At 66.4% G+C, this 25241-nt stretch carries 23 protein-coding genes; 13 read left to right on the top strand and 10 right to left on the bottom strand.

Annotation, left to right across the window (positions count from 1 at the left end; translation table 11 throughout):
* The first annotated feature begins 11 nt into the window (after window positions 1-11).
* Window positions 12-968, top strand: coding sequence for a sugar-binding transcriptional regulator (locus KZZ07_RS11950; RefSeq protein ID WP_219514398.1), 957 nt, complete (start codon window positions 12-14; stop codon window positions 966-968).
* Window positions 969-1009: 41 nt separating this feature from the next.
* Here KZZ07_RS11950 and fsa read toward each other — a convergent pair whose 3' ends face one another.
* From fsa to tkt, 4 genes are read right to left on the bottom strand one after another with little or no spacing between them, the layout of a single operon-like run.
* Window positions 1010-1663 carry a fructose-6-phosphate aldolase gene (gene fsa / locus KZZ07_RS11945; protein ID WP_219514397.1) on the bottom strand — a complete coding sequence of 218 codons (654 nt, stop codon included), beginning with the start codon at window positions 1661-1663 and terminating at the stop codon, window positions 1010-1012.
* Window positions 1664-1685: 22 nt separating this feature from the next.
* Window positions 1686-2720, bottom strand: a complete 1035-nt coding sequence (gene fba, locus KZZ07_RS11940; RefSeq protein ID WP_219514395.1) for a class II fructose-bisphosphate aldolase — start codon at window positions 2718-2720, stop codon at window positions 1686-1688.
* 12 nt (window positions 2721-2732) lie between these two features.
* Window positions 2733-3737: a class 1 fructose-bisphosphatase gene (locus KZZ07_RS11935; RefSeq protein ID WP_219514393.1), complete on the bottom strand. Its 1005-nt coding sequence runs from the start codon at window positions 3735-3737 to the stop codon at window positions 2733-2735.
* 4 nt (window positions 3738-3741) lie between these two features.
* Window positions 3742-5754, bottom strand: coding sequence for a transketolase (gene tkt / locus KZZ07_RS11930; protein ID WP_255564311.1), 2013 nt, complete (start codon window positions 5752-5754; stop codon window positions 3742-3744).
* Between the two features lie 137 nt (window positions 5755-5891).
* Here tkt and KZZ07_RS11925 point away from each other — a divergent pair, with 137 nt between their 5' ends.
* From KZZ07_RS11925 to KZZ07_RS11890, 8 genes are all read left to right on the top strand, one after another.
* Window positions 5892-6671: a DeoR/GlpR family DNA-binding transcription regulator gene (locus KZZ07_RS11925; RefSeq protein ID WP_219514389.1), complete on the top strand. Its 780-nt coding sequence runs from the start codon at window positions 5892-5894 to the stop codon at window positions 6669-6671.
* Window positions 6668-7435 (top strand): triose-phosphate isomerase, encoded by a 768-nt coding sequence (locus KZZ07_RS11920; protein ID WP_219514387.1) that lies wholly within the window; start codon window positions 6668-6670, stop codon window positions 7433-7435. The genes KZZ07_RS11925 and KZZ07_RS11920 overlap by 4 nt, the downstream gene beginning before the upstream one ends.
* Before the next feature lie 18 nt (window positions 7436-7453).
* Window positions 7454-7909 carry a D-erythrulose-4-phosphate isomerase gene (gene derI, locus KZZ07_RS11915; RefSeq protein WP_219514386.1) on the top strand — a complete coding sequence of 152 codons (456 nt, stop codon included), beginning with the start codon at window positions 7454-7456 and terminating at the stop codon, window positions 7907-7909.
* A gap of 101 nt (window positions 7910-8010) precedes the next feature.
* Window positions 8011-9549, top strand: a complete 1539-nt coding sequence (locus KZZ07_RS11910) for an FGGY-family carbohydrate kinase (protein WP_219514385.1) — start codon at window positions 8011-8013, stop codon at window positions 9547-9549.
* Window positions 9542-11212 carry a glycerol-3-phosphate dehydrogenase/oxidase gene (locus KZZ07_RS11905; protein WP_219514384.1) on the top strand — a complete coding sequence of 557 codons (1671 nt, stop codon included), beginning with the start codon at window positions 9542-9544 and terminating at the stop codon, window positions 11210-11212. Before KZZ07_RS11910 ends, KZZ07_RS11905 begins: the two co-directional genes overlap by 8 nt.
* 25 nt (window positions 11213-11237) lie before the next feature.
* Window positions 11238-12992, top strand: a complete 1755-nt coding sequence (gene dhaL, locus KZZ07_RS11900; RefSeq protein WP_219514383.1) for a dihydroxyacetone kinase subunit DhaL — start codon at window positions 11238-11240, stop codon at window positions 12990-12992.
* Window positions 12993-13051: 59 nt separating this feature from the next.
* Entirely contained in the window at window positions 13052-14026 is a 975-nt protein-coding gene (locus KZZ07_RS11895; protein ID WP_219514382.1) for an ABC transporter substrate-binding protein, read from the top strand.
* Window positions 14027-14030: 4 nt separating this feature from the next.
* Complete coding sequence (locus KZZ07_RS11890; RefSeq protein WP_219514381.1) at window positions 14031-15740, top strand: ABC transporter permease; 1710 nt, start codon at window positions 14031-14033, stop codon at window positions 15738-15740.
* Between the two features lie 6 nt (window positions 15741-15746).
* Here KZZ07_RS11890 and KZZ07_RS11885 read toward each other — a convergent pair whose 3' ends face one another.
* Complete coding sequence (locus KZZ07_RS11885) at window positions 15747-16265, bottom strand: hypothetical protein (protein WP_219514380.1); 519 nt, start codon at window positions 16263-16265, stop codon at window positions 15747-15749.
* Window positions 16262-17302, bottom strand: a complete 1041-nt coding sequence (locus KZZ07_RS11880; RefSeq protein WP_219514378.1) for an ABC transporter ATP-binding protein — start codon at window positions 17300-17302, stop codon at window positions 16262-16264. Before KZZ07_RS11880 ends, KZZ07_RS11885 begins: the two co-directional genes overlap by 4 nt.
* 512 nt (window positions 17303-17814) lie before the next feature.
* On the opposite strand from KZZ07_RS11880, the gene KZZ07_RS11875 reads away from it, so the two are divergent.
* From KZZ07_RS11875 to KZZ07_RS11860, 4 genes are all read left to right on the top strand, one after another.
* Window positions 17815-18819 (top strand): AraC family transcriptional regulator, encoded by a 1005-nt coding sequence (locus KZZ07_RS11875; RefSeq protein ID WP_219514376.1) that lies wholly within the window; start codon window positions 17815-17817, stop codon window positions 18817-18819.
* 105 nt (window positions 18820-18924) lie between these two features.
* Window positions 18925-19746, top strand: a complete 822-nt coding sequence (locus tag KZZ07_RS11870) for an NAD(P)H-binding protein (RefSeq protein ID WP_219514374.1) — start codon at window positions 18925-18927, stop codon at window positions 19744-19746.
* 28 nt (window positions 19747-19774) lie between these two features.
* On the top strand, window positions 19775-20206 hold the full coding sequence (locus tag KZZ07_RS11865; protein WP_219514373.1) for a DUF4345 domain-containing protein: 432 nt from the start codon (window positions 19775-19777) through the stop codon (window positions 20204-20206).
* A gap of 66 nt (window positions 20207-20272) precedes the next feature.
* Window positions 20273-20770 carry an anthrone oxygenase family protein gene (locus tag KZZ07_RS11860; protein ID WP_219514372.1) on the top strand — a complete coding sequence of 166 codons (498 nt, stop codon included), beginning with the start codon at window positions 20273-20275 and terminating at the stop codon, window positions 20768-20770.
* On the opposite strand, the gene KZZ07_RS11855 is transcribed toward KZZ07_RS11860, so the two are convergent.
* From KZZ07_RS11855 to KZZ07_RS11840, 4 genes are all read right to left on the bottom strand, one after another.
* A complete protein-coding gene (locus KZZ07_RS11855; protein ID WP_219514371.1) occupies window positions 20767-21399 on the bottom strand; it encodes a class I SAM-dependent methyltransferase in 633 nt (210 codons plus the stop codon). The two genes, KZZ07_RS11860 and KZZ07_RS11855, sit on opposite strands and share 4 nt — an antisense overlap.
* Before the next feature lie 4 nt (window positions 21400-21403).
* Window positions 21404-22624, bottom strand: coding sequence for a BtaA family protein (locus tag KZZ07_RS11850; protein ID WP_219514370.1), 1221 nt, complete (start codon window positions 22622-22624; stop codon window positions 21404-21406).
* Window positions 22624-23436, bottom strand: a complete 813-nt coding sequence (locus KZZ07_RS11845) for a UDP-2,3-diacylglucosamine diphosphatase (protein WP_219514369.1) — start codon at window positions 23434-23436, stop codon at window positions 22624-22626. The genes KZZ07_RS11850 and KZZ07_RS11845 overlap by 1 nt, the downstream gene beginning before the upstream one ends.
* A gap of 218 nt (window positions 23437-23654) precedes the next feature.
* The gene (locus tag KZZ07_RS11840) at window positions 23655-25175 is read right to left on the bottom strand and encodes a class I adenylate-forming enzyme family protein (RefSeq protein ID WP_219514368.1); all 1521 of its coding nucleotides are present in this window, start codon (window positions 25173-25175) and stop codon (window positions 23655-23657) included.
* Window positions 25176-25241 lie beyond the last annotated feature (66 nt).

The raw sequence follows: 25241 nt of genomic DNA, 5'->3' as shown, positions 1-25241 counted from the left end.
GAGGACAGGAGATGGCCAAAGATCGGATGTCGGGCGATGCCGAGCATTCCTTGTCGATCCGCGCCGCGTGGCTGCACTATGTCGGCGGCCTGCGGCAGGCCGAGGTGGCCAAGCGGCTGGGCGTCCAATCGGTCAAGGCGCATCGCCTGATCGCCCGCGCGGTGGCCGAGGGCGCCGTCAAGGTCAGCATCGAAGGCGAGATCATCGAATGCATCGAACTGGAACAGGCGCTATGCCTGCGCTACGGGCTGGACACCTGCGAAGTCGCCCCGGACCTGGACGAAGAGGGCCTGCCCCTGCGCACGCTGGGGATCGCCGGTGCCTCGCGCCTGCGCCGCTGGCTGGAGAGCGGCGAGGAACTGACCATCGGCATCGGCCACGGCCGCACCCTGGCCGAGGCAGTGCGCGCCATGCCCCGTTTCCACACCAACGGGTTGAGCTTTGTCTCACTCCTGGGCGGGTTGACCCGGAACTTTGCGGCCAACCCGCATGACGTGATGCACCTCCTGGCCGAAAAGACCGGGGCGCGGGCCTATGTCATGCCGGTGCCCTTTTTCGCCAACACCACCGAGGACCGCGAGGTTCTGCTGGCGCAACGCGGCGTGGCCGAGGTCTTTCAGCTGGCCGAGACCGCACCGCTCAAGATCGTCGGCGTCGGCACGGTCGAGGCGGAAACCCAGCTTGTCACCTCGGGCATGATCGAACCCAGCGAGATCGAGGCCATATCCGAGGCGGGCGGCGTGGGCGAAATGCTGGGCCATTTCTTTGACCCCGAGGGCAAGGCGCTGGAAACGCCGCTGACCTCGCGGACGCTGGCCGTGTCCTTGGATGAAACCCGGGATGACCGCATCATCGCCCTTGCCGGCGGCCCGGAAAAGGTGGCGGCGATCCGCGCCATCCTGAAGAGCGGGCGCCTGTCCGGTCTCATCACCGACGAGCGCACGGCCAAGGCCCTGCTCGAGGGATAGGCGGGTCCGACGCGACGGCGCAACCGGACCCGCCCTGCGCCTCAAAGGATCGACTGACCGGTCGCGGCCCAATCCTTGGCGAACTGGTCCAGGCCCTTGTCGGTCAAGGCATGGGCCGCAAGTCCCTTGATGACACCCGGCGGGATCGTCGCCACGTCCGCGCCCGCGATGGCGGCCTCCTTGACATGGTTGGCCGACCGGATCGAGGCGGCGAGGATTTCCGTCGTGAACCCGTAATTGTCAAAGATGGTGCGGATCTCGTGGATCAGCTCCATCCCGTCGATGTTCAGATCATCCAGACGCCCGACGAAGGGCGAGATATAGGTCGCGCCCGCCTTTGCCGCCAGCAGCGCCTGGTTGGCGGCAAAGCAGAGCGTGACATTCGTCTTGATGCCCTTGCCCGAGAAATGGCGGCAGGCTTTCAGCCCGTCCAGCGTCAGCGGCAGCTTGATGACCACGTTGTCGGCGATCTTTGCCAGGTGCTCGCCCTCGGCGACCATCCCGTCGAAATCCATCGCCGCGACCTCGGCCGAAACAGGGCCTTCCACGACCTTGCAGATCTCCGCGATGACCTCCTTGAAGTCACGCCCGGATTTGGCAATCAGCGAGGGGTTCGTCGTCACGCCATCCAAGAGTCCGTAGTCGTTCAGCTCCTTGATGTCGTCGATATTGGCTGTGTCCACGAAGAATTTCATGGTTCGGTCTCCTTTCAGGGGATCAATAGGCCAGGGCCATTTCGGACAGCGGCCGCGTGCGGATGCGCTCGGCCTGTCCGGCGGTTCCGAAGGCCTCGAATTTCTCGACGCATTGCGCCTTCATGCCGTCCATCGCCGGTTTCAGGTACTTGCGCGGGTCGAACTCGGCGGGCGCGCTCATCAGGGTCTTGCGGATCGCCGCCGTGGCCGCCAGCCGCAGGTCTGTGTCGATGTTGACCTTGCGCACGCCGTGGCGGATGCCGCGCCGGATCTCCTCCAGCGGCACACCCCAGGTCGGCTTGATCTCGCCGCCATACGCGTTGATCAGCAGGCGCAGCTCCTCGGGGACCGAGGACGACCCGTGCATGACAAGATGGGTGTTGGGCAGGCGTTTGTGGATCGCCTCGATCACATCCATCGCCAGCACGTCGCCGTCCGGCTGGCGGGTGAACTTGTAGGCGCCGTGACTGGTTCCCATCGCCACCGCCAGAGCATCGACGCCGGTATCGGCCACAAAACGCTCTGCCTCTTCGGGATCGGTCAGCAACTGGTCATGCGACAGGGTGCCCGTCGCGCCGTGCCCGTCCTCCTGGTCGCCCTGCCCGGTCTCCAGCGAGCCCAGCACGCCCAGCTCTCCCTCGACGGACACACCCGCGGCATGGGCCATCTCCACCACGGCGCGGGTGATCCCCACGTTATAGGCATAATCGGCGGGCGTGGTGCCGTCCTCCTTCAACGAACCGTCCATCATGACAGAGGTGAACCCGTGCTGGATGGCGGTGACGCAGGTGGCCAGGGTGTTGCCGTGATCGAGATGCATGCAGACGGGAATATGCGGATAGATTTCCACCAGCGCGTCGATCAGCTTGGCCAGCACCGTGTCGTTGGCATAGCTGCGCGCCCCGCGGCTGGCCTGTAGGATCACGGGCGACCCGGTTTCATTGGCCGCAGCCATGATCGCCAGCCCCTGTTCCATGTTGGACATGTTGAAGGCCGGCACGGCATAGCCGTTCTCGGCAGCGTGGTCGAGCAGCTGACGAAGGGTGATACGGGGCATCTCGGGCTCCTCTCAGTCGGAGTGGGAAAGGTAGTCGCAGAGCGTCGCGACCTCGTCACGGCTGCCAAAGATCAGTGGCACACGGTCATGCAGGTGGGCGGGCGACAGGTCGAGGATGGCACTCTGGCCATCCGTCGCGGTGCCGCCGGCCTGTTCGATCAGGTAGGCAATCGGGAAAGCCTCGTAGGCCAGCCGCAGAAAGCCCTCCTCGTAGCCCGGGCGCGTGTCGCCGGGATACATGAACAGCCCGCCCCGGCGCAGGATGCGGTGCAGATCCCCCACGGCGGCAGCGATCCAGCGCATGTTGAAATCGCGCCCGCGCGGCCCTTCGGCCCCGCGCAGCAGGTCCTCGGTATAGCGCTGCAACCCCTCGGGCCAGCGCCGCCGGTTCGAGGCATTGAAGGCCACGGTCGAGGTGCCAGGCTTGATCGTGACGGCAGTGGTGTCGACGTGAAAGACACCTGTCACCGGGTCCAGCGTGGCGATGTCGACGCCCGCGCCGGTGCTGAAACCGAAATCGACCGAATGCCCGAAAGAGACATAGCAGGCCGCGATCATCTCGCGCCCCTTGCGCAAGAAGCTGTCACCCGCCGGGAAGATCGCGAAGAGCGCCCCCAGCGGCGCGCCGATGCCGATGCTGCCGGACCCGTCGATCGGGTCCATCGCCAGGTCGAATGCGCCCTCCGGGTCGATGATCTCGACCTCCTCGGCCTCTTCGGACAGGATGCGGGCCACCGACATGCCGCGCAGCACCTCGATGAAATGGTCATGCGCGCCCATGTCCAACGCCTTTTGCTTGTCGCCGGAATCGTTGGTGCCAATGACATGGGTCGGGTCACCGGTCAGGTGCCCCTGTGCCAGGCGGGTCGCCAGCGGCACGCTGGCCTCGGCCAGGCGGATCAGCAGCGCCGCCAGCGCGCGGCGCGCGGTGTCCTCGCCCGCCCAATTCGCCAGGTGCGCGGCCAGGGTCGGTGCGGTGACGGGTGCGTCGCCGTCCAGTTTCAGGGGCGTTTGCATGGCCTTATCCCTTTCCGTTCAGCAGTGCGTCGGCCTTGGCCACGATGGCCTCGCGCGTGATGCCGAACGTCCGGTACAGGTCCCCTGCCGGGCCCGAGGCGCCAAAGCCCCGCATCCCGATCACGTCCTCCTCGCTGTCGACATAGCGGGTCCAGCCGTAGGTGCTGGCGGCCTCGACCGCGATACGGGGCGCAGAGCCCAGCACGTCGGCCCGGTACTCCGCCGGTTGCGCCTCGAACAACTCCCAGCACGGCATCGAGACGACGGCCACGCCCAGCCCGCGTTCCGCCAGCACTTCGGCAGCCTCGATCGCAAGGCTGACCTCGGTGCCCGTGGCCAGCAAGGTCAGGTCGCGCCCCGCGCCGAAGCTGCGCAGGACATAGGCGCCCTTCGCGCTTAGGTTCTCATCCCCGGCGTCCAGCCGAAGTTGTGGCACGCCCTGTCGGCTGAGCGCCAGCAGCGACGGGGTTCCACGCGACCGGAGGGCGATGTCCCAGCATTCCAGCGTCTCGACCGCGTCGGCGGGCCGGAAGGTGTAGAGGTTCGGGATCGCGCGCAACGAGGTCAGATGCTCGACCGGCTGGTGGGTCGGGCCGTCCTCGCCCAGCCCGATGCTGTCATGGGTCATGACATAGATCGTGCCGACGCCCATCAGCGCGGACAGGCGGATCGCGTTGCGGGCATAGTCCGAGAAGACGAGAAAGGTGCCGCCATAGGGGATCAGCCCGCCGTGGGTGTTCATGCCGTTCATGGCTGCGGCCATTCCGAATTCACGCACGCCATAGCCGACATAACGGCCCGGCTCTGCGCGCGAATACTGCCGGTCCACCGCCGGAACCCGCGTCAGGTTGGAACCGGTCAGGTCGGCGGACCCGCCGATCAGCTCTGGCAGCGCGGGGGCCAGCGCCTCCAGCGCAACTTGGCTGGCCTTGCGGGTGGCGATCTTTTGCGGCTCCGCGAAAAGACCCGCCCGCGCCTGCGCCACCGCCGCGCCATATCCGCCGGGCAGCTCGCGCGCCATACGGCGCGTGAACTCCGCGCGGTCCGATGAGGCGGCAAGCCGGGCTTCCCAGTCCTTGCGGGCGGCCCCGCCACGCGCCCCGATGGCCCGCCATTCGGCGGCGAGATCGGCGGGCACCTCGAAGGGGGCGGCCTCCCAGCCCAGCGCTGCCTTGGCGGCGGCGGCCTCTTCGGCGCCCAGCGGCGACCCGTGCGCCGAGGCAGTGCCCGCCTTGGATGGCGCGCCGTAGCCGATCACCGTCTTCATGGCGATCAGGGTCGGCTTGCCGGTTTCCGCCTTGGCCTCTGCGATGGCGGTCGAAACGCCGGGAATGTCATGGCCGTCACACTCCAGCACATGCCAGCCGCAGGCCCGCAGACGCCCCGGCACATCCTCGGAAAACGACACGGAGGTCGGCCCGTCGATGGTGATCTGGTTGTCGTCATACAGAACGATCAGCTTGCCCAGCCCCAGGTGTCCCGCCAGCGAGATCGCCTCTTGCCCGATACCCTCTTGCAGGCAGCCGTCACCGAGGAACACGTAGGTATGATGATCGACCAGGTCGGCGCCGAACTCGGCCCCCAACGCGCGCTCGGCCATTGCCATGCCGACGGCATTGGCGATGCCCTGGCCCAGCGGCCCGGTTGTCGTCTCGATCCCCTTGGCATGACCGTATTCCGGATGGCCCGCGGTGCGGGCGCCAAGCTGACGGAAGTTGCGCAGCTCTTCGATGGTCATGTCGTCATAGCCGGTCAGGTGCAGCAGCGAATAGAGCAGCATCGAGGCATGACCGTTGGACAGCACCACCCGGTCGCGATCCGGCCAGTCGGGGGTCGAGGCATCGAACTTCAGGTGATCCCGAAAGAGCGCGGTGGCCGCATCGGCCATGCCCATCGGGGCGCCGGGGTGACCGGACTTTGCCGCCTCGACCGCGTCGATCGACAGGGCCCGGATACAGTTGGCAAGGGCAAAACCCCCGGGGTCCAGCGCGGCCTTGGCTAAAATCGACTGCGGCATCGGATCTTTGGGCATCACGTCCTCCTGCGTTGATCCGGTGTTACGCGAGACCGGCAAAAATCACAACCAGCAATCCCAAAATAACACAATTGACGATAATTGTGTGATATGTGATGTTACGTTCAGGAGGTGCACCGGTGAAAAGAGACGACAGGCAACAGGCGATCATGGACCTGCTGGTCACGGATGGAGAGGTCGAGCTGGACGCGCTCGCCGACCGTTTTGCCGTGTCGCGCATGACCATTCACCGCGACCTCGACGACCTCGAAGGCGCGGGTCTGCTGCGGAAAATCCGTGGTGGCGCGACGATCCGCTCCGGCACCCAGTTCGAAAGCGATTTCCGCTTTCGCGAACGGCAAGGCGCCCCGGCCAAGTTGGCGATGGCCCGCGCCGCGCTGCGCCTTGTCGAACCGGGCATGACGGTCATGATCAACGATGGCTCGATGGCTGCGATCCTGGGTCAACAGCTTGCCGCCTGCCGGCCCCTGACGGTGATCACCAACAACGCGGCGGTCATGGATGCCCTGAAGGCAGAGGCCGGGATCACCCTGATCGCCCTGGGCGGCGTCTATTCCGCCAAGTTCAACGCCTATCTCGGCAAGGTGACAGAGGATGCGCTGGCGCATCTGCGCGCCGACCTGGCCTTTATCTCTTCTCCCGCGGTGTCGGGGCTGGAAGTCTTTCACATGGACGAAACCGTGGTCCGGTCCAAACAGGCAATGATGCGGCAGGGGGCAAGCCGCGTGCTGCTGGTCAACCACAGCCGCTTTGGCAAAGCCGCCCTGCACCGGCTGGCCGCCCTGTCGGAATTCGACCACATCATCACCGACCAGCCCCCCGCCCCCGAGGCCCGCACGGCCCTGGACGAGGCCGGGCTGACCCTGACAATCGCAGACCCCCAAGAGGCCGAGGCATGACACAATCGCCGTTCTGGATCGGAACCAGCTGGAAGATGAACAAGACGCTGGCAGAGGCGCAGGCCTTTGCCATTGCCCTCGCTGAGGTGGACGCGGATCGCGATCCGCGCATCCAGCGGTTCGTCATCCCGCCCTTCACCGCCGTGCGCGAGGTCAAGCAGATCCTTGCGGACAGCTCGGTCAAGGTCGGCGCGCAGAACATGCACTGGGCCGACCAGGGCGCCTGGACCGGCGAAGTCTCGCCGCTCATGCTCACCGATTGCGGGCTGGATATCGTCGAACTCGGCCATTCGGAACGGCGCGAGCATTTCGGAGAGACAGACGAAACCGTCGGCCTCAAGACCGAGGCCGCGGTGCGCCACGGCCTGATCCCGTTGATCTGTATCGGCGAGACGCTGGCCGAACGCGAGGCGGGCCGCGCGCAAGAGGTGCTGGCAGCACAGGTGCGCGGCGCCTTGGGTAGGCTGGACGACACCCAGAAATCCGCGCCGATCCTCCTGGCCTATGAACCGGTCTGGGCGATTGGCGAGAACGGCATTCCCGCCACCTCGGAGTATGCCGACGACCGGCAGGGTGAGATCATCGCAGTTGCCGAAGAGGTGCTGGGGCGCCGCGTGCCCTGCCTCTACGGCGGCTCGGTCAACCCCGGCAATTGCGAGGAACTCATCCAGTGCCCGCATATCGACGGGCTTTTCATCGGGCGCTCTGCCTGGAATGTCGCGGGCTACCTCGACATCCTGGCCAAGTGCGCCACCGTCATCTGAACGAAAGGACACGATCCCATGAAGATTGCAGTTGCAGGCGACAGCGCGGGCGAAGCCCTGGCAAAAGTCCTCGCCGACCACCTCAAGGACACGCACGAAGTCTCGGAAATCTCGCGCACCAGCGAAGGACCCGACCCCTTCTATGCCAACCTCGCGGACCGCGTGTGCAGCGCCGTCATGGCCGGAGACTACGACCGCGCGATCCTGATCTGCGGCACCGGCATCGGCGTCGCCATGTCGGCCAACAAGATCCCCGGCATCCGCGCGGCGCAGTGCCACGACACCTATTCCGCAGGCAAGGCCTCGACCTCGAACAACGCGCAGATCATCACGATGGGCGCGCGCGTGATCGGGACGGAACTGGCCAAGGACATCGCCGATGCCTTCCTCTCGACCTCCTTCGACCCCGATGGCCGCTCGGCCGGGAACGTGAACGCGATCAACGAGGTCGACGCGAAATACAACAAGGCCTGACTGCAAGGCGCCCAGGGGCGCCCGGCCGTCACGCCACGTCCAGAGCCCGGTCTTCCTCCCCCGGGCTCCGGCCATTCTCGGACAAGCCCGAAGGACATGACATGGACCGGATTCTGGCCATCGACAGCGGTCTGACCGTGACCAAGGCGGTGATCTTCGACCTTGCGGGGACACAGCTGGCCGTCGCGCGCCGCAACGTGACCCAGTTGAAACCCGCGCCCCGCCGGGTCGAACGGGACATGACCGATCTCTGGCAGCAAACCGCCTCTGCCATCCGCGATGTGCTGGACAGCAGCGGGGCCGACCCGGCGCGCATCGTCGCCGTGGCCGCCACGGCGCATGGCGACGGCATCTACCTGCTGGACAAGGCAGGCAAGCCGCTGGGGAACGGAATCCTGTCGCTGGACAGCCGCGCCTTCGAGGTTGTCGATGATTGGCAGGCCGACGGGACCGACCAGCGCGCGCTGTCCCTGACCGGGCAGGTGCCGCATGTCTCGGCCCATTCCGCGCTGCTTGGCTGGGTTCAACGGCATGAGCCGGATCGTTTCGCGCAAATCGGTCATGTGCTGGCCTGCAAGGACTGGCTGTGTTTCTGCCTCAGCGGCCGCATCGGAACCGATCACACCGAGGCCAGTACATCCTTCACGGAGGTGCAGTCACAAACCTGGTCGCAAGGGGCGCTGGAGCTCTTCGGCCTTGGCAACTTGCAGGACGCCCTGCCCCGCGCCGACCACTCCGCCACCGTGGTCGGAGAGGTCACGCAGGCAGCAGCGGATGCGACGGGCCTGCGCCCCGGCACGCCCGTGGCGGCGGGCCTGCATGACGTGACCGCCTCGGCGCTGGGGATCGGCGCGCATCGGCCCGGAGTGGTCGGAATCGTCGCTGGCACCTATTCGATCAACGAAAGCGTCTCGACCCGGCCGATTGTCGATGCCCGCTGGTTCTGCCGCAATGCCATCGACGCGGGACAATGGAACAACATGTCCATCTCGCCCGCCTCGACCACGAATTACGACTGGTTCCTGGAGACCTTCTGTGCCGCCGAGCGCGCGCAGGCCCGGGCCGAGGGCCAGGACATCCATGCCCTGTTGCGCCCCGAGATCGACGCGGCGCTGAGCCGCCCCTCCTCGATCCTCTATCATCCCTACCTCTTCGGCTCGCCGATGGGTGCGGCGCCCAGCGCCGGGTTCCTCGGCCTGCGCGGCTGGCACGAACGCGGCGACCTATTGGCCGCCCTGCTGGAAGGCGTGGCCTTCAACCACCGCGATCACGTCGATGCGCTGCGCGGCAGCTTCGGCGGCAGCGCGGCGCGGCTGACCGGCGGCGCCTCGCGCAGCCCGTCGGTGGCCCAGCTCTTTGCCGACGTCCTGGACATGCCCGTGACCGTCACCGACACGGACGAGGCCGCCGCCTGGGGCGCCGCGCTTTGCGCCGGGGCGGCGGTGGGCGCCTTTGCGCGCTGGGACGCGGACCCGCGCAACCTGGCGGCGCTGGAAACCACCTATCAGCCCACACCCGGCCGCGCCGCGCATTATGCCCGGCGCTACGCGATTTACAGCGAAATTGCCGAAAGCATGGGCGCGGCCTGGGATCGCCTGAACAGCCTGGAAACCCTTGCTCGGGGCGACACCGATGACTGACCCCGTGACAGAAGACCTTGACGTGCTGGTCATCGGCGCCGGGATCAACGGCGCCGGCGTGTTCCGCGATCTCTGCGCGCAGGGACTGAAATGCATGATCGTGGACAAGGGCGATTTTGGGTCGGGCACCAGCGCGGCACCATCGCGCCTGATCCACGGCGGACTGAAATACCTCGAAACCGGGGAATTTCGTCTTGTCGCGGAATCCACCTATGAACGGAACCTGCTGCTGAAGAACGCGGCGCACCTTGTCCGCCCCCTGCCCACGGTGATCCCGATCCAGTCCTGGACCAAGGGTGTCTGGGCGGCGCTGCGCACCTTCTTCGGTTCAACGACAGCGCCGCGCAGCCGAGGGGCGCTGTTGGTCAAGGCCGGGTTAGCGATCTATGATTTCTACGGTGCGAAGGCGCGCCAGATGCCCCGGCACGGAATGCTGGGACGAAAGCAGGCGCTTGCCCAGTTCCCGGCGCTGACGCCCCGGATCGTCGCCGTCGGCACCTACTACGACGCCACCGTGACCGCCCCGGAACGGCTGGTGATGGAGCTGACGTCTGACGGGGTCGCCATGTCGCCGGGCTCCGAGGCGCTGAACTGGACCGCCGTCCATGGGCAGAAGGACGGCACCGTGTCCCTGCGCGGACCGGACGGGGACCGCCGCACGGTGCGCCCGCGTTTCGTGGTCAATGCCGCAGGTCCCTGGATCGACAAGGTGAACGCGCTGTTGGGGCTGGACACACGGCTGATCGGCGGCACCAAAGGGTCGCACATCCTTCTGGATCATCCCTCGCTGCTGGATCAACTTGACGGGCGGATGATCTATTTCGAGGGCGACGACGGGCGCATCCTGCTGGTCTTTCCCTTTCACGGCAAGGCGCTGGTCGGCTCCACCGACATCCCCGCGAAAGACCCGGATGCCGTGATCTGCACCGAGGCGGAAACCGATTATTTCATCCAGAGCCTGCGCGACCTGCTACCCGGCCTGCAGTTCGATCACGATCAGATCGTCTACGCCTATGCCGGCATTCGCCCGCTGCCCAACTCCGAAGGTGTGGCGCCGGGGCTCATCAGCCGTGATCATTCCGCCCCGTTGGACCCGGCCACACCGCAGCGCGAATTTCCGGTCATGTCGCTGGTTGGTGGCAAATGGACCACCTTCCGCGCCTTTTCGGCAGAGGTCAGCGACCGCGTGCTGGCCGAGCTTGGCCAGCCCCGGCAGCACCCGACCGACGAGATGCCCATCGGCGGCGGGCGCGGCATGCCCCTGACTCCAGAGGCGCGGCAAGACTGGGTCTCTGGCGTCGCGGCGGATACCGGCGTTGCGCCGGACCGGGTGGCCGTGCTGCTGGACCGCTACGGGACCACCGCGCGCGAGGTTGCCGCGCATGAGGGCCGGGATACCATCGGCCTGCCCGACGCGCCGGATGTCTCTGACCGCGAGGTCGACTGGATCGCACGGCACGAGGCAGTGGTGCACCTGTCCGACATCCTGCTGCGCCGAACGTCACTGGCTATCAGCGGACGCCTGACCCCCGCCCTCTGCCGCGCGGTTGCCCGGATCGCGGGCGGCGCTCTGGGCTGGGACCAGGAGCGGGAACAGGAGGAACTGGCGGACCTGGCCACCCTGCTGTCCGAAAGGCATGGCGTTCGCCTCGACTTGCGCTAGCCTCCCGCGCAAGGGAGGCCACACCATGTCGCAGAAGCACCGCAAGCTGATCAACGATCCCGATCACCTGATCGAGGATCTTGTGGCGGGCATGATCTCGGCCCATCCCGACCTGATCTATGTCGAGGGGGACACCGGGCGGGCCATCGTTGCGCTGAACGGCCCGCGCGACGGCAAGGTCGGCATCGTCATCGGCGGCGGATCCGGCCATGAACCCGCCTTCGCGGGCTATGTCGGCAAGGGGTTGGCCGATGCGGCGCCACTGGGAAACATCTTTGCCTCGCCCTCGCCCGCGCAGATCATGGATGCGGGATTTGCCGCTGATGGTGGTGCGGGGATGCTGTTTCTCTACGGCAATTACACCGGCGACGTGATGAATTTCGGCATGGCCGAAGAGGGGCTTGCCGAACACGGGATCACCGCGCGCTCATTCGTCGTGACCGATGACATCGCCTCGGCCCCGCCGGAACGGGTCAGCGAACGGCGCGGGATCGCCGGGGATTTCTTTGTCTTCAAGGTGGCGGGGGCGGCCGCGGATCTGGGCCTGAGCCTCGACGAGGTCGAAGAGGCCGCCGCGCGCGCAAACGCGGCCACCCGGACGATGGGCGTCGCTCTGTCCGCCTGCATCCTGCCGCAGACCGGTCGCCCGAACTTCGACCTGCCCGTGGGAGAGATGGAAATCGGCATGGGCATCCACGGCGAACCGGGCATCGAACGCGGCCCCGCCGAAGGCGCTGATGCGGTCGTGGACAGGCTGTTGCCGCCGATCCTGACGGAACTGGCCTGCACGAGCGGCGACAAGGTGGCCGTTCTGATCAACGGGCTGGGGTCAACCAGCCTGATGGAGCTTTACCTGCTGCACCGGCGTGTCGCGCAACTGCTGGATGACCGGCAGATCACGATCCACCACAGTTGGGTCGGGGAATATTGCACCTCGCTGGACATGGAGGGCGCCTCGATCACGCTGATGAAACTGGACGACGATTTGCGGACCTGGCTGGATCACCCCTGCGAGACACCGGCCCTGCGCGTCGGCAGGGCCGATATCCCCCGCACTGCCCGCCCGCAAAGACACCGGCACAGGGCCAACCCTGTGGCAGGCGCCACTGACCGCGCCAACCTGTGCACCGACGGCGAGATCGGCCCGGCAGAGTTTCGCACCATGATGCGGGCGGGGGCCGAGGCGATCTTTGCTGCGGTGGACCGGCTTTGCGCGCTCGACGGTGAAATCGGCGACGGCGACCACGGCGTCACGATGGAGATCGGCTGGAAGGCCGTTCTTTCCGCAATGGACAATGCCGACCCGGACATGACCATCACGGACCTGTGCAACGTGATCGCCAACAGCTTTCTGTCCGCCGTCGGCGCCTCTGCCGGGCCGCTCTATGCCTCGGGGTTCGGGGCCGCCGGGCGGGCGGTCTCAGACCGCTGGGCGCTGGATGCCGGCGCGCTGGCCGCCTGGCTGGACGGCATGGCGCAGGGCATCGCGACGCGCGGCGGCGCAGCCCCGGGCGACAAGACCATGCTGGACGCCTGGCTGCCCGCCGCAGAGGCCGCGACCGACGCGGCCCGCGAAGGCGCACCCCTGCCGGACACCTTGAAACGCGCCTGCGAGGCCGCCCGGCGCGGCGCGGAGGCCACCGCGCAGATGCAAAGCGGCAAGGGCCGGTCGCAGAAACTGGGTGAGCGGTCTATTGGGCACCTGGACCCGGGGGCCGAATCCGCCGCACTTCTGCTTGCCGCCTGGTCAGATGCCGCACCGCGCCAAACCGACCGTTGAAAGACTGTCACATTGCTCTGATAGCCCGACGCAGATGTAATCAAATCATGGAGACCCTCATGCGTTTCGCCCTTTCCGCGCTTGCTGCCGCGCTGCTTTCGACCTCGGCGATGGCCGAGGTGTCGGGCAAGCTGGTGCTGTATACCTCGCAGCCCAATGCCGATGCCCAGCAAACGGTCGACGCCTTTCAGGCCAAGTACCCGGAGGTGGAGGTCGAATGGATCCGCGACGGCACCACCAAGGTCATGGCCAAGCTGCGCGCCGAGTTTGCCGCAGGCGCCCCGCAGCCCGACGTGCTGCTGATCGCCGACATGGTGACGATGGAAGGACTGGAGGCCGAAGGCCGCCTGATGGCCTACCCCGAGGCCGACACCAGCGCCTATGACCCCGCGCTGATGGATGCCCAAGGCCATTATTTCTCGACCAAACTGATCACCACCGGCATCGTCTACAACACCGGCGCCGAGATGGTCCCGACCTCCTATGCAGACCTGCTGAAAGAAGCGGCCAAGGACAAGCTGGCCATGCCCTCGCCGCTGACCTCCGGCGCGGCGACCATCCACATGGCCGCCATCACCGCGCATCCCGACCTGGGCTGGGATTTCTACGAGGGCCTTGCCGCGCAGGGCGCTATCCCCGAGGGCGGCAACGGCGGCACATACAAGGCCGTCGCCGGGGGCGAAAAGCTCTATGGGTTCGTGGTCGACTTCCTGCCGATCCGCAACAAGCTGGACGGCGCCCCGGTCGAGTTCGTCTTTCCCGAGGAAGGCGTTTCCGCCGTGACAGAGCCGGTGGCGATCCTGTCGACCGCGCAGAACCCCGACGCCGCCAAGGCCTTTGTCGACTTCCTGATCTCCGAGGAAGGCCAGCAACTGGCCGCAGACATGGGGTATCTGCCCGCACATCCGGGCATCACCCCGCCCGAGGGATTCCCGGCGCTGCCCGACATCAAGCTGCTGGACTTCGACCCGGCCAAGGCGCTGGCGGACGACCAGGCCAACAAGATGAAATTCATCGATATCTTCGGCGGCTGATCACTTGCGGCTGTTGAATTTCCTGCGCAGCGGCGAGGGCCTGACCCTTGCCGCTGTTACCTTTTTCGCGCTGGCCCTGCTGGTCTTTCCGCTGGGCCTTCTGGCGCGCGTCGGGGTGACACAGGACGGCGCCGTCTCGCTGGCGCCATTGGCGGATGCGCTGTCCTCACGCTCGGTCTGGCGCGCCTTTACGCATTCGCTGGAAAGCGCCTTTTTCTCGTCGCTTCTGTCGCTGGTCGCGGGCACGGGGATCGCGCTGGCCATCGGTCTGACCGATATCCGCTGGAAGGGTGTCTTCACCTTCCTGTTGCTGATCCCGATGATGATCCCGCCGCATGTGACGGCGATTGCCTGGATACAGGCGATGGGCCCATCCTCTCCGATCCTGCGCAGCCTGGGGATCGCGCCAGAGCTGGGCACGACGCATCCGCTCTATTCCCCCGGCGGGCTGATCTTTCTGCTGGGCGTTCAGCACACGCCGCTGGTCTTTCTGGTCGTGCTGGCGGCCCTGCGTGCCCTGCCGCGCGAGATGAGCGATGCCGCCCGCATCGCAGGGGCCGGGGGCGGCAGGCTGCTGCGACGCATCATCCTGCCCCTTCTGGCGCCCACCCTGATTGCCGGTTACGCGCTGGCCTTTGTCTCGGCCCTGGGGAATTTCGGCATCCAGGCGCTGCTGGGCATTCCCTCGCGCTACATCACCCTGCCCGTGCTGATCTGGCAGCGCCTGGCCAGCTTTGGCCCCTCGGTGCTGACCGACGTGGCGGTGATCGCCTCGATTCTGGCCCTGTTGGCGATGGTGGTGATCCTGCTGCAGATGCTGTTGTTGCGGAACGCCCGCAGCACGCTGATCGGCCCGCCGCAACCGCCCCTGCATATCCGGCTGGGCCGTCTGCGCGGCTGGACGGAGGTCGGGTTGGCCCTGCTGGTCCTTGGCACGCTGGTGCTGCCCATCGCGGCACTGGTGGCAACCGCCCTGGTGCGTACCTACGGGCTCCCCCTGAACGCGGACACGGTCACGCTGGACAACTTCGCCGAAATCCTGTTCCGGCAATCCGTCACCGCACGCGCCTTTCTGAACTCTTCGCTGACCGCCGCCACGGCTGCCGCGATCATCGCCCTGGGCAGCATCCTTGTGGCGCATTTCATGTCCTCACCCCGGCGCGCCGTGCGAGGCACCGGGCTTGGCATCGCGACGCTGAGCGAGATGACCTACGCCGTTCCCGGCCTGGTGATCTCGATTGCCTTCATCCTGGCCTTTCTCAAACCGCTGCCGCTGTTCAACGTCTCGCTCTACAACACGCTGGGGATCATCCTGATCGCCTATCTCTGCGCCTTCTTTTCGATCGCGCTGAAACCCGTCAGCGCCGCCTTCGTGCAGCTGGACCCGGCTTTGGACGAGGCCGCCCGGATCTCGGGCGCATGTTACGGGTTCCGGATGCGGCGGATTTTCCTGCCGCTCATCGCCCCGGCGGCGGCCTCGGGCGCGATCCTTGTCTTTCTGACCGCCTATAACGAGGTCACGGTCTCGGCCCTGCTGTGGTCCAGCGGGAACGAAACCATCGGGACGACGATCTACAACTACGAGGATGGCGGCTATACGACCCTCGCCGCCGCGATGGCCAGCGTGACGGTCCTGGCCACGGTCCTTCTGATGGCCGCGCTGGACCGGCTGGGACGGCACGCGCCGCGCGGCGTGGTGCCCTGGCGGATGTGACCCGGCTCAGGACAAAAGCCGCGCAAACTCGGCGTCGATCCGTTCGAACAGGGGCAGGTAGTCTGCGGTTGTTTCCAGCAGCGCCGGGTTGCCCGCGTGCCTCCAGCGTATGTCCGCAATCCGCTCTGCCAGGGTCAGGGCCTCACCATTCGGGCCGGACCGGTTGTCGCAGAAGGTCAGCGCCCGGCTGAGCGCCGTATCCATCATCCGGCAGGTCGGCCCATAGCGCCCGGCAAGGTCGGGCCGCATCCGCAGGCAAAGGCCGCGCGCGCCGGAATGGTGCAGCACCGCATCGACGACCCCGGCGTCGCAGCCGTCCGCACGGGCCAGCACGGCGCCATCGACCGGGTGAAACCCCGTCACCGCAAAAGCCTCGGCATAGCCGATGTCGTGATAGGCAGCGGCGATGACCAGCCGACCGCCGAACTCTTGCCGCGCCTCTACGATACGCGCCGTCCGCATCACCTGTTGGATATGGGCCAGCCGGGGCGCATCGGGCGGAAACCAGTCTTCGGGCGTCTTCATCCCGGCAGGACCCAGGCCCGCTTGATCCGGATGGCCAGCCGGTCCCCGACCCGCATCGGCGCGTCATGGGCCACGGTCAGGCTGGCCCCCGCGTCCAGGTCCAGACCCGCTTCCCAGATCCCGCCACGATAAAGGACGCTGCGCACCGTGCCCGCCAGCTGCCCTTCGGCCCCGGCGTCGAGGATCTCGATCCCCTCGGGGCGCACCAGCGCCCGCGCCGCCCCTTCCGGCTGGCCGGACACGGCGGTTGCGGCGAACCGGCAGCCGGACAGGTCGGCCATGCCGTCGCGATAGTAGACCTCGACGACGCTGCCATGCCCGATAAACTCCGCCACCTCGACGGACCCGGGACGTTCGTAGATCTCCTGCGGCGTTCCCACTTGCAGAAACCGCCCGCCCTTCATCACCGCCATGCGGTCGGCCAGGGCCATCGCCTCGCGCTGGTCGTGGGTGATATAGAGCGTGGTCGCCCCGGATGAGCGGTGAAAGTGCAGCAATTCCCGCTCCATCGTGCCGCGCAGGTGCGGATCGAGATTGGCCAGAGGTTCGTCCATGAGGATTGTCCGCGCCCCACCCGCCAGGCAGCGCGCCAGGGCCACCCGCTGCCGCTGGCCCCCGGACAGGGCCTCGGGTTTTCGCGCGGCCAGCTCCTTCATCGAGACGGTTTCAAGATGCGCCTCGACCGAGCGCGCCGCCTGCTTGTGCGACATGCCGCCCGCTTCCAGCGGAAAGGCCACGTTGTCCCGCACTGTCATGTGCGGCCAGAGCGCATAGGATTGAAAGACGAACCCGGTGCCGCGCTGTTCGGGCGGCACCATCGTGCCCTGCCCGGCCACCCGCGCGCCATGCAAAAGGATCTCGCCGCGATCCGGCGTTTCAAGCCCCGCGATCAGGCGCAGGAGCGTGCTCTTGCCACACCCGGATTCCCCGACGATGACAAAGAGCTCACGGTCAGCGACCGTAAAAGAGACCTCGGCGACGGCCGGTTTCCCGGCATAGTCCTTGCCGATGTGCCTGACCTCGATGCCCGTCGTCATTCGCCCGCACCTCGCTGCGCCGGGACGCCGGTCATGCCGCAGTGTCCTGGCCCCTTTTCGGCGGGCAACCGGCCCCGCCTTGCAGGCAGATCCTTACGACCGGGACAGGCGGAACCGCAACCCGATGCCGGGTTTTTGCTGCCCCTAAAGAACGAAATCCGTGGCGGTGAGTCCAGCCACCCGTATCTCGACCTCGAAGCGTCCATGCCACGGAACCCGAGGGATAAGTCCGCGCAGGGAAAGGGGTACCTTGGCGATCAGCTGATTTGTGCAACAGGACCAACGAAGGACAGGATTTGCCTAGGTCCGCTTTTCCCGGCTTCCTCCCGATTGCAGGTCTCGCCTCTTTCCGGGACAGAACAGAAGGGACGACCAGCCGGACAGCCCTGGGGTTTCACCGTTTCCGGCCATGCCAACACCGCGTGGCGCGGTTGCATGGACCGATGGGTTTGCGCGTCGGCGAGGCGGCAAGGATTGGACCGCGATGCAGGACAGGGGGTAATCTGGGCGGCATGGGGTACGTAACATCGCTTTTCCCGCGCAAGGTGATCGCGGCGGTCGGGCCTAGGGTCGATGGCCCTGGCCTGCTGCGCGGGTTGGGGCTGGACCCCGACGGCCCCTGGGATCCCAAGATCATGGTGCCCGTGGCGGTCTACTATGACATGCTGGAACGGATCGCCGAGACGGTCGACCCGACCGACCTGCCGCTGAAGGTCGGCGCCTCCATGCGGTGTGACGAATACGGGGCGCTTGGCCTGGCGTGGAAGGCCGCCCCGGACCTGGCAGGCTCGCTGGCGCGGATCGAACGCTATGCGCGGGTCTGGACCAGCGTGGTGGAATACGAGCTGCGCCCCGATCCGCGTGGTGTCCTGCTGGTCCTGCAACGGGCCGGGGCACGGCGCCTGGGACTCAGGCTCTCGAACGAAACCTCGCTGGTCAGCGCGGTGTCCATTGCCCGGCAGGTCAGCCCGGTGCCCTTTGCCCCGCTCGAGGTCCGGTTTCGGCACCCACCGCCCCGCACCCTGTCCCACCACGAAAGCTGGATTGGCTGTCCGGTCCGTTTCGACAGTGACATGGACGCATTGCTGATTTCCCACGAGTCGGCCCGACAACCCAATATCCTGGGGGATGAGGGCATCACCCGCTTTCTGATCTCGCATCTGGACGAGGAACTGTCCGAGATTGCCGATGAGGACACGCTGGAGGCCCGATCCAAGGCGGCCATTGCCCGCGCGCTTAGCGAGGGCCTGCCCAAGATGGCCGACATCGCCCGGGGCCTTGGCCTCAGCGCACGCAGCTTTCACCGGCGCCTGTCCGAACAAGGGCTGAGCTTTCAGACCCTGACCGACGAGACCCGTCGCGAACTGGCCGAAGGACTGCTGCGCGACGAGGGGTATTCGCTTGCAGAGGTCGCCTTCCTGACCGGGTTTTCCGAGCAGAGCTCTTTTACCCGCGCGTTCAAACGCTGGGTCGGGCGGACCCCGGCCAGTTACCGCAAGACCCACGGCGCAGACTGACGCCCCATTGGCAACAACTGTCAAAACGCTGGCGATGGCGGTCAATACCGGGTGCCTGCCGCCGGTCTATCCCCCTGTCATCACGTCCAGACAAGGAGACAGACCATGCACCCCATTCTCGTTATCGGCGCCACCGGCAAGACAGGTTCGCGCGTCGCAAGCAAACTGCAGGCGCTTGGCCATGCCGTGCGCCTTGGGTCGCGCAATGCACCGATCCCCTTCGACTGGGAGGCACCCGAAACCTGGGCCGCTGCCCTCTCCGGTGTCCGCGCCGCCTATGTCACCTATTTCCCCGATCTTGCCTTTCCCGGCGCCGTCGACAAGCTCGACGCGCTGTGCCGCACCGCTCGCGCCGCCGGTGTCGAACATCTGGTCCTGTTGTCGGGCCGGGGAGAGCATCACGCCCGTCTTGGTGAAGAGGTTGTGCGCAACTCCGGCCCGGACTTCACCATCGTGCGCGCCGCCTGGTTCGCGCAGAACTTCAGCGAAGGCTACCTGCGCGAACCGGTGCTGGCCGGGGTTCTGCCGATGCCCGGCGGCGACGTGGTGGAACCGATCATCGACGTGGACGACATCGCCGACGTCGTGGTCGCCGCGCTGACCGAAGGCGGCCACGAGGGCGAACTGTACGAGGTGACGGGCCCGCGCCTCATGAGTTTTGCCGAGATGGCCGGGGACCTGTCCACCGCCATTGGTCGGCCGATCCGGCACATCCCGATTACCTTCGAGGAATTTCACGCCAACGTGGCCAGCGCCGGGGGCGATTTCGTCGCCGATGTCTTTACCGCCATCGCGCGCGAGACACTGGACGGGCGCAACGCCAGCCTCGGGGACGGCGTGCAACGGGCTCTTGGCCGGGCGCCGCGGGATTTCGCGGACTTTGCACGGGCCGCGGCCCTAGCCGGCAAATGGCCGCTCGCGGCCTGACCGCCCCTGTTTCAGGAAAGGACCAGAGATGACACGTTCACTTTTTCAAAAGATCACGCTCGGGATCGCGGGCGCTACGACGCTGGCCATCGGCCTGTGCATCCTTGTCATCCCGCACCAGTTCTACGCCAGCTACGGCATCGTTCTGGCGGATGACGCCAGCTTGCTGAGTGAGCTGCGAGCGCCCGGGGCGGGGCTGGCCGTACTGGGGGCGCTGATGCTCTGGGGCATCTGGAACAGCGCAATGCGCCAGGTCGCGCAGGTGGCCGCGCTGACCGTCTACATTGCCTTCCCGGCGGGGCGGCTGGTCGGGCTGCTGGTCGACGGAATGCCGTCGGGCGGCATTCTCGGCGCGCTGGCCTTCGAGGCTGGCATCGCCGTGCTTTGCCTTCTGGCCTTTCGCCTTGGGTCCCGGGCCTCTCCGCTGCAAGGCGCTGACACCCGCGCCCCTGTGGCCTGACCTGGCCTTGGCGGGACGGCAATCGCCGCCCCGCCCCGATCACTGCCTGAACAGGAACTGAACGACATGACGACGATCTATCTTGTCCTCTTGCAGGGCGGCATTCTTGCCTATGCGCTGCTGGCTGGCGTCTTTCTGGCCTTCTCGGATTTCATCATGCGCGCGCTGTCACGGACCAGTGGCATCGGCGGTCCAGAGGCGATGCAGCTCATCAACCGCGAGGTGTTCCGCTGGATCTTCATGACCCTCTTTATGGGGATGGCGGTGGTATCGCTGCTGTTGTCGGGATTGGCCGCGCTGAGCCTGAACACCCCTGCCGACACTCTGATCCTGCTGGCGGGGCTGGTCTACCTTGTGGGTTGCTTCGGCGTCACGGTGATCCGCAACGTGCCGATGAACGAGCGGCTGGCCGCAATGGACCCGGCAACCGACACGGCGCGAGACTATTGGACGGGGACTTACCTGCCCCGCTGGACCTTCTGGAACACGGTGCGCACCCTTGCCTGCGCGTTGTCCTCTGTCCTGTTGCTGACCGCACTGGTCTGGAGGACTGCGGCGTACTAGCGCGTCAGGCACCCGTAGATGGCGTAGCCCCGGTACAGGCTTTGCCCGGTCAGGGTCCCGGCGCCCGCCGCCATGTCCTGCATGGCCGCTCCCAGGGTATCGCGGGGCGCAACATGGAACCGGGCCAGCCAGGCGCGCAAGCCAGTTTTGAACCATCCCGGCAGCCGCCCCTGGTCGCCGAAATCCACGACGTGAAGGGTGCCGCCCGGCGCCAGGTGGCGCATGGCCTCGTCCAGCGCGGCCTGCCAGTCAGGGATCATCGAGAGGCTGTAGGAAAACACGATATGGTCGAACTCCGCCTCGCCGAACAGCGCCTCGGGGTCGAAAGAACAGGCATCCGCCTGCGCCAGCCGCGCCGCGCCGTCCAGCTTGCGGCGCGCGGAAATCAGCATCTGGTCCGAGATATCCAGCCCGAAAAGCAGGGCGCGCGGATGTCGCTTGCGGATCGCGGCAAGGTTGCGCCCGGTGCCACAGGCCACTTCCAGCACCCGGTCCCCGGGGTGGACCTGCATGTTGGCGATCATGTGGTCACGGCCCAGCAGATAATACTTGCGGGTAATGTCGTAGAATAGGCGCTGGTAACGATAGACATCGTCCATCAACCGCCCGTGGTCGGCCACCTCGCTCATTTGCTCAGCCCTTCCGACGATAAAGGTGGACGCCGCCATAGATTGCCGAGCGATCCTCGGCAAAGGCGCGTTCGGACGCGGGAGCGTCGTAGGACCATTGGTCCAGCAGCTCGACCGGGACGCGGCCGGGCAGGATGTCCGGGCCGCCGCCTGTGCGGAACAGGACCCGGGCGCCGGGCATGGCCGTGCGTGTGATTTCCCGCCACAGCGCGGTCAGTTGGTCGTCGGTCATCCAGTCCTGCGCATCCAGCAGGACATAAACCGATTTCGAACCCGCCGGGGCCTCTGCCAGCACATCGGTGATCGAGCGGTTCAGCACCGTCGCACGGCCTGCCGCGACGCGCAGCGCCTCGAAATTCCGCTTGTCGAGGTAGGGCGGCACCGGCCCGGTGCCATCTTCCTTGTAGGCCCGGTTTGCGGCCTGCCAGGCAAAGTAGTTCTCACTGATCGGGAAGTCACAGAACAGCTTGCGCGTCCGTTCCTCGAGCACTGTGACGATATCGCCATCGGCATCGGCGGCCAGCTTGTCGTACTGCGCCGGGGGAATGCCCAGCCCAAACAGCGAGGCCCGGCGGCGCGCCGCAAACCGGACAAGGCGCGAACGATAGAGCGGCTTGATCTCATCTTCGAAAAAGGCGCGCTGGTCCTCCAGCGTCCGGGCGCTCAGGAGCCGGGTGAAATCCACGCCGCCGATCCGCGCCACGAGGTGCACCGCACCCAGGAAGGTCCCCAGCACGCCGAACCGGTAGAACCCGCGTGCGAACATGGACTTGCGGCGGCGCAGCCGTTCGCGCCCGTTCCAGAAGGCGCGCGCCTGCGGATCAAGGTAGGGCAGGACATAGCGATCCAGCAGTGCCACGTTTTCCGCCCGGTCCGCATGGCCGAACAGCGCGTAGAAACTGGCATGATCGGGCAGGCGCTGCGCGGCCTCCAGTTTCAGCCGGTTCAACTCCACATGCCAGGGGGACAGATCCACCGCCGTGACGGATGCGGGCCGCGCGGTGAGATAGCTCATCATGTTGCAGCCGCCCGAGGCGATGCAGACGACGTGATCTTCGCGGCCAAGCTCCAGCGCGGTCATGTCGCAAACCGGGTCCTCCCAGATCTGCGGATAGACCAGCCCCCGGAACAGCCGCGCAAAGACCCGGTCGGACAGGGAAGCGAAAGAGAAGGATCTGTTCTGGTAGACCGCTTCGCCAATCAAGTCGCTGGTCGTGTCGCTCATCATGCTTCCTGTTTGCTCTGTTTCTTCTGGCTGTTTCTGGCCCGCCGCCTGGCGCGCTGTTTCAGCATGCGCTGACGGTTGTTCCGGGCTTCCCAGTCGATCAGCCGCATCTCGCCTTCGTGGTTCTCGATGATCGCGGTACAGCTTTCGACCCAGTCGCCAGTGTTGATGTAGCGGATGTCGCCGATATCGCGGATCGCCGCGTGGTGGATGTGACCGCAGATCACCCCGTCATAGCCTTTCTGGCGGGCGTCCTGGGCCAGCACTTCCTCGAACTTGCAGATGTAGTTGACCGCCTGCTTGACCTGCTGCTTGCTCCATTTGGACAGCGACCAGTAGCGCCGCGACCACAGGCGGCGCACCCGGTTGATCCTGGGGTTCAGCCAGATCAGCATAGCATAGACGCGGTCGCCCAGGTGGGCCAGCCACTTGGCATTCATCACCACGGCGTCGAACTCGTCGCCATGTGTCACCAAGTAGCGTTTGCCATCGGCGGCGCGGAAATCGTCCTGGTTCTTGACCTCGATGCCCCCGAAATGAACCCCGAAGTAGTTGCGCATGACCTCGTCATGATTGCCGGGGATGAACACCACGCGGGTGCCCTTGTGCGCCTTTTCCAGCACCGCCTGCACCACGTCGTTATGGGCCTCGGGCCAGTGCCAGCCGCGCTGCAACCGCCAGCCATCGAAGATATCCCCGACAAGGTAGAGCGTCTCGGCCTCGTGCTTGTTCAGGAACTCGACAAGCAGTCTGGCCCGGCAGCCCCGGGTTCCAAGATGCACATCGGAAATGAAAATCGTTCGGTCGGACACCGCTTTGCCAGGTTGTTGTTAGCGTTTCGAGAGCGCCTAGGCCGTCCGTGCTTCACCGACATGACGATTTTGTATCAATCATGTGAACCCTGCGCGATCTGCAGCGGAAATACCGACAGATCGACCGCGGGTTTCCGGCGCGGGCTGCGTCTCGGAGCCTTCCCTAACGCACCCTCACCTCGGCGTCGACCGGGGCAGCCAACAAAGTTGACCCTTGGTCAGTTTTTCTCGGTTTCCAGCATTTTCCGCAGCTCTGTCTTCAGCACCTTGCCGTAGTTGTTCTTGGGCAGCGCCTCGGCAAAGCGATACCTCTTGGGCCGCTTGAACCGTGCGATCCGGTCAAGGCAGAGCGCGTCCAGCTCTGCAGCCTCCACTGCCTGCCCGGGTTGACAGACGATGAAGGCCACCACGACCTCTCCCCATTCCGGGTCCTGCTGACCAACGACGGCAACCTCGCTGACCGATGGGTGCGACAGCAGCACTTCCTCGACCTCACGCGGGTAGATGTTCGACCCGCCCGAAATGATCATGTCCTTGGACCGATCATGCAGGGTGACGTAGCCCTCGGCATCCATGCGGCCCATGTCGCCGGTCCAGAGCCAGCCATCGCGCAGCGTCTTGGCCGTGGCCTCTGGATTGCGCCAGTAGCCGGGCATCACCGTCGCACCGCGCACCGCGATCTCTCCCACTTCACCGGCGGGCAATTCCGCGCCCTCACGGGCGAGGATCGCGACCTCCACAAGGCTTTGCGCCCGCCCGACAGAGTTCAGCCGGTTCCGCCAGCCAGCCGCGCTGCGGTCGGCCACATCCGCGCGCGGCAGGGCGGTGATCCCCATCGGGCATTCCCCCTGCCCGTAGATCTGCACGAAACGCGGCCCCATCACGTCGACCGCCTCTTGGATATCGGCCTCGTACATGGGGCCACCGGCATAGACGATGGTGCGCAGGCCCTCACCCGCGCTTCCGAGGGATTTCGCCACGTCGACCAGCCGTCGCACCATCGTGGGCGCGGCGAACATCGACACGGGGCCGATCCCGGGGGCGATCCGCAGGATCTCTGCCGCGTCGAACCCGCCGCTGTCAGGCACAACATGGCGCGCGCCACGCAAGACATGCATGAAGTTGTAAAGCCCCGCACCGTGGCTCATCGGGGCGGCATAGAGGATCGCATCCTCGGCCTGCACCTCGTCCACATCCGCGAAATAGCTCATCGTCATGGCGGCGATGTTTCCGCAGGAAATCATCACGCCCTTGGGCTGGCCGGTCGTGCCAGAGGTATAGAACAGCCAGGCCATGTCACTCTGGGCAAGAGATGTGGGCGCGCCCGAAGGGGCCGTTTCGCGCATCCCGCGAAAGGCGTCTCCCTCGGTCGATATCGTCGGCACCGGGGTCAGCCCCGTCAGCGCCTCGGCACTCTTGTTATCCGTGAAGACAAGCGCCGCCTCCGCGTCTTCGACGATCCAGGCCGCTTCGCGCGGGTGCAGCTTGCCGTTGATCGGCACCGCCACCGCCCCGGCCCACCAGATGCCGTAAAGCGCCTCCAGGTACTCGGTCCGGTTCGCCATAAAGAGTGCGACCCGGTCGCCCGCGCCAATCCCGCGCGCGGCAAGGGCCGCACCGAGGCCTGCGGCACGGGCTGCGAATGTGGCGTAGTCGGCCTCGCAAACGGTTCCCCGGAACAGCGCGGGGGCCGACGGATAGCGGGTCGCCGTGCGGTTCAGCCATTCGGCGGGGTTCATGCCAAGGCCTCCATCGTCGAACGAAACGCCCCCGCCGGATCGCTCCAACGGGGGCCACACTCCCGG

It is taken from the genome of Mameliella sp. CS4, assembly GCF_019392335.1.
Lineage (GTDB): Bacteria > Pseudomonadota > Alphaproteobacteria > Rhodobacterales > Rhodobacteraceae > Antarctobacter.
Note: the sequence above shows the minus strand (reverse complement) of the source record. Positions and strands in the feature narration are given on the sequence as shown.

What these genes read in the sequence shown, in the direction of transcription:
- KZZ07_RS11875 (WP_219514376.1), top strand. Translation starts at nt 17,815, where the DNA reads ATGGGGTACGTAACATCGCTTTTCCCGCGCAAGGTGATCGCGGCGGTC.
- KZZ07_RS11860 (WP_219514372.1), top strand. Translation starts at nt 20,273, where the DNA reads ATGACGACGATCTATCTTGTCCTCTTGCAGGGCGGCATTCTTGCCTAT.
- KZZ07_RS11935 (WP_219514393.1), bottom strand. Translation starts at nt 3,737, where the DNA reads ATGCAAACGCCCCTGAAACTGGACGGCGACGCACCCGTCACCGCACCG.
- KZZ07_RS11855 (WP_219514371.1), bottom strand. Translation starts at nt 21,399, where the DNA reads ATGAGCGAGGTGGCCGACCACGGGCGGTTGATGGACGATGTCTATCGT.
- KZZ07_RS11840 (WP_219514368.1), bottom strand. Translation starts at nt 25,175, where the DNA reads ATGAACCCCGCCGAATGGCTGAACCGCACGGCGACCCGCTATCCGTCG.
- KZZ07_RS11950 (WP_219514398.1), top strand. Translation starts at nt 12, where the DNA reads ATGGCCAAAGATCGGATGTCGGGCGATGCCGAGCATTCCTTGTCGATC.
- KZZ07_RS11850 (WP_219514370.1), bottom strand. Translation starts at nt 22,624, where the DNA reads ATGAGCGACACGACCAGCGACTTGATTGGCGAAGCGGTCTACCAGAAC.
- dhaL (WP_219514383.1), top strand. Translation starts at nt 11,238, where the DNA reads ATGTCGCAGAAGCACCGCAAGCTGATCAACGATCCCGATCACCTGATC.
- tkt (WP_255564311.1), bottom strand. Translation starts at nt 5,754, where the DNA reads ATGCCGCAGTCGATTTTAGCCAAGGCCGCGCTGGACCCCGGGGGTTTT.
- fsa (WP_219514397.1), bottom strand. Translation starts at nt 1,663, where the DNA reads ATGAAATTCTTCGTGGACACAGCCAATATCGACGACATCAAGGAGCTG.
- KZZ07_RS11870 (WP_219514374.1), top strand. Translation starts at nt 18,925, where the DNA reads ATGCACCCCATTCTCGTTATCGGCGCCACCGGCAAGACAGGTTCGCGC.
- derI (WP_219514386.1), top strand. Translation starts at nt 7,454, where the DNA reads ATGAAGATTGCAGTTGCAGGCGACAGCGCGGGCGAAGCCCTGGCAAAA.
- KZZ07_RS11895 (WP_219514382.1), top strand. Translation starts at nt 13,052, where the DNA reads ATGCGTTTCGCCCTTTCCGCGCTTGCTGCCGCGCTGCTTTCGACCTCG.
- KZZ07_RS11880 (WP_219514378.1), bottom strand. Translation starts at nt 17,302, where the DNA reads ATGACGACGGGCATCGAGGTCAGGCACATCGGCAAGGACTATGCCGGG.
- fba (WP_219514395.1), bottom strand. Translation starts at nt 2,720, where the DNA reads ATGCCCCGTATCACCCTTCGTCAGCTGCTCGACCACGCTGCCGAGAAC.
- KZZ07_RS11910 (WP_219514385.1), top strand. Translation starts at nt 8,011, where the DNA reads ATGGACCGGATTCTGGCCATCGACAGCGGTCTGACCGTGACCAAGGCG.
- KZZ07_RS11865 (WP_219514373.1), top strand. Translation starts at nt 19,775, where the DNA reads ATGACACGTTCACTTTTTCAAAAGATCACGCTCGGGATCGCGGGCGCT.
- KZZ07_RS11920 (WP_219514387.1), top strand. Translation starts at nt 6,668, where the DNA reads ATGACACAATCGCCGTTCTGGATCGGAACCAGCTGGAAGATGAACAAG.
- KZZ07_RS11885 (WP_219514380.1), bottom strand. Translation starts at nt 16,265, where the DNA reads ATGAAGACGCCCGAAGACTGGTTTCCGCCCGATGCGCCCCGGCTGGCC.
- KZZ07_RS11905 (WP_219514384.1), top strand. Translation starts at nt 9,542, where the DNA reads ATGACTGACCCCGTGACAGAAGACCTTGACGTGCTGGTCATCGGCGCC.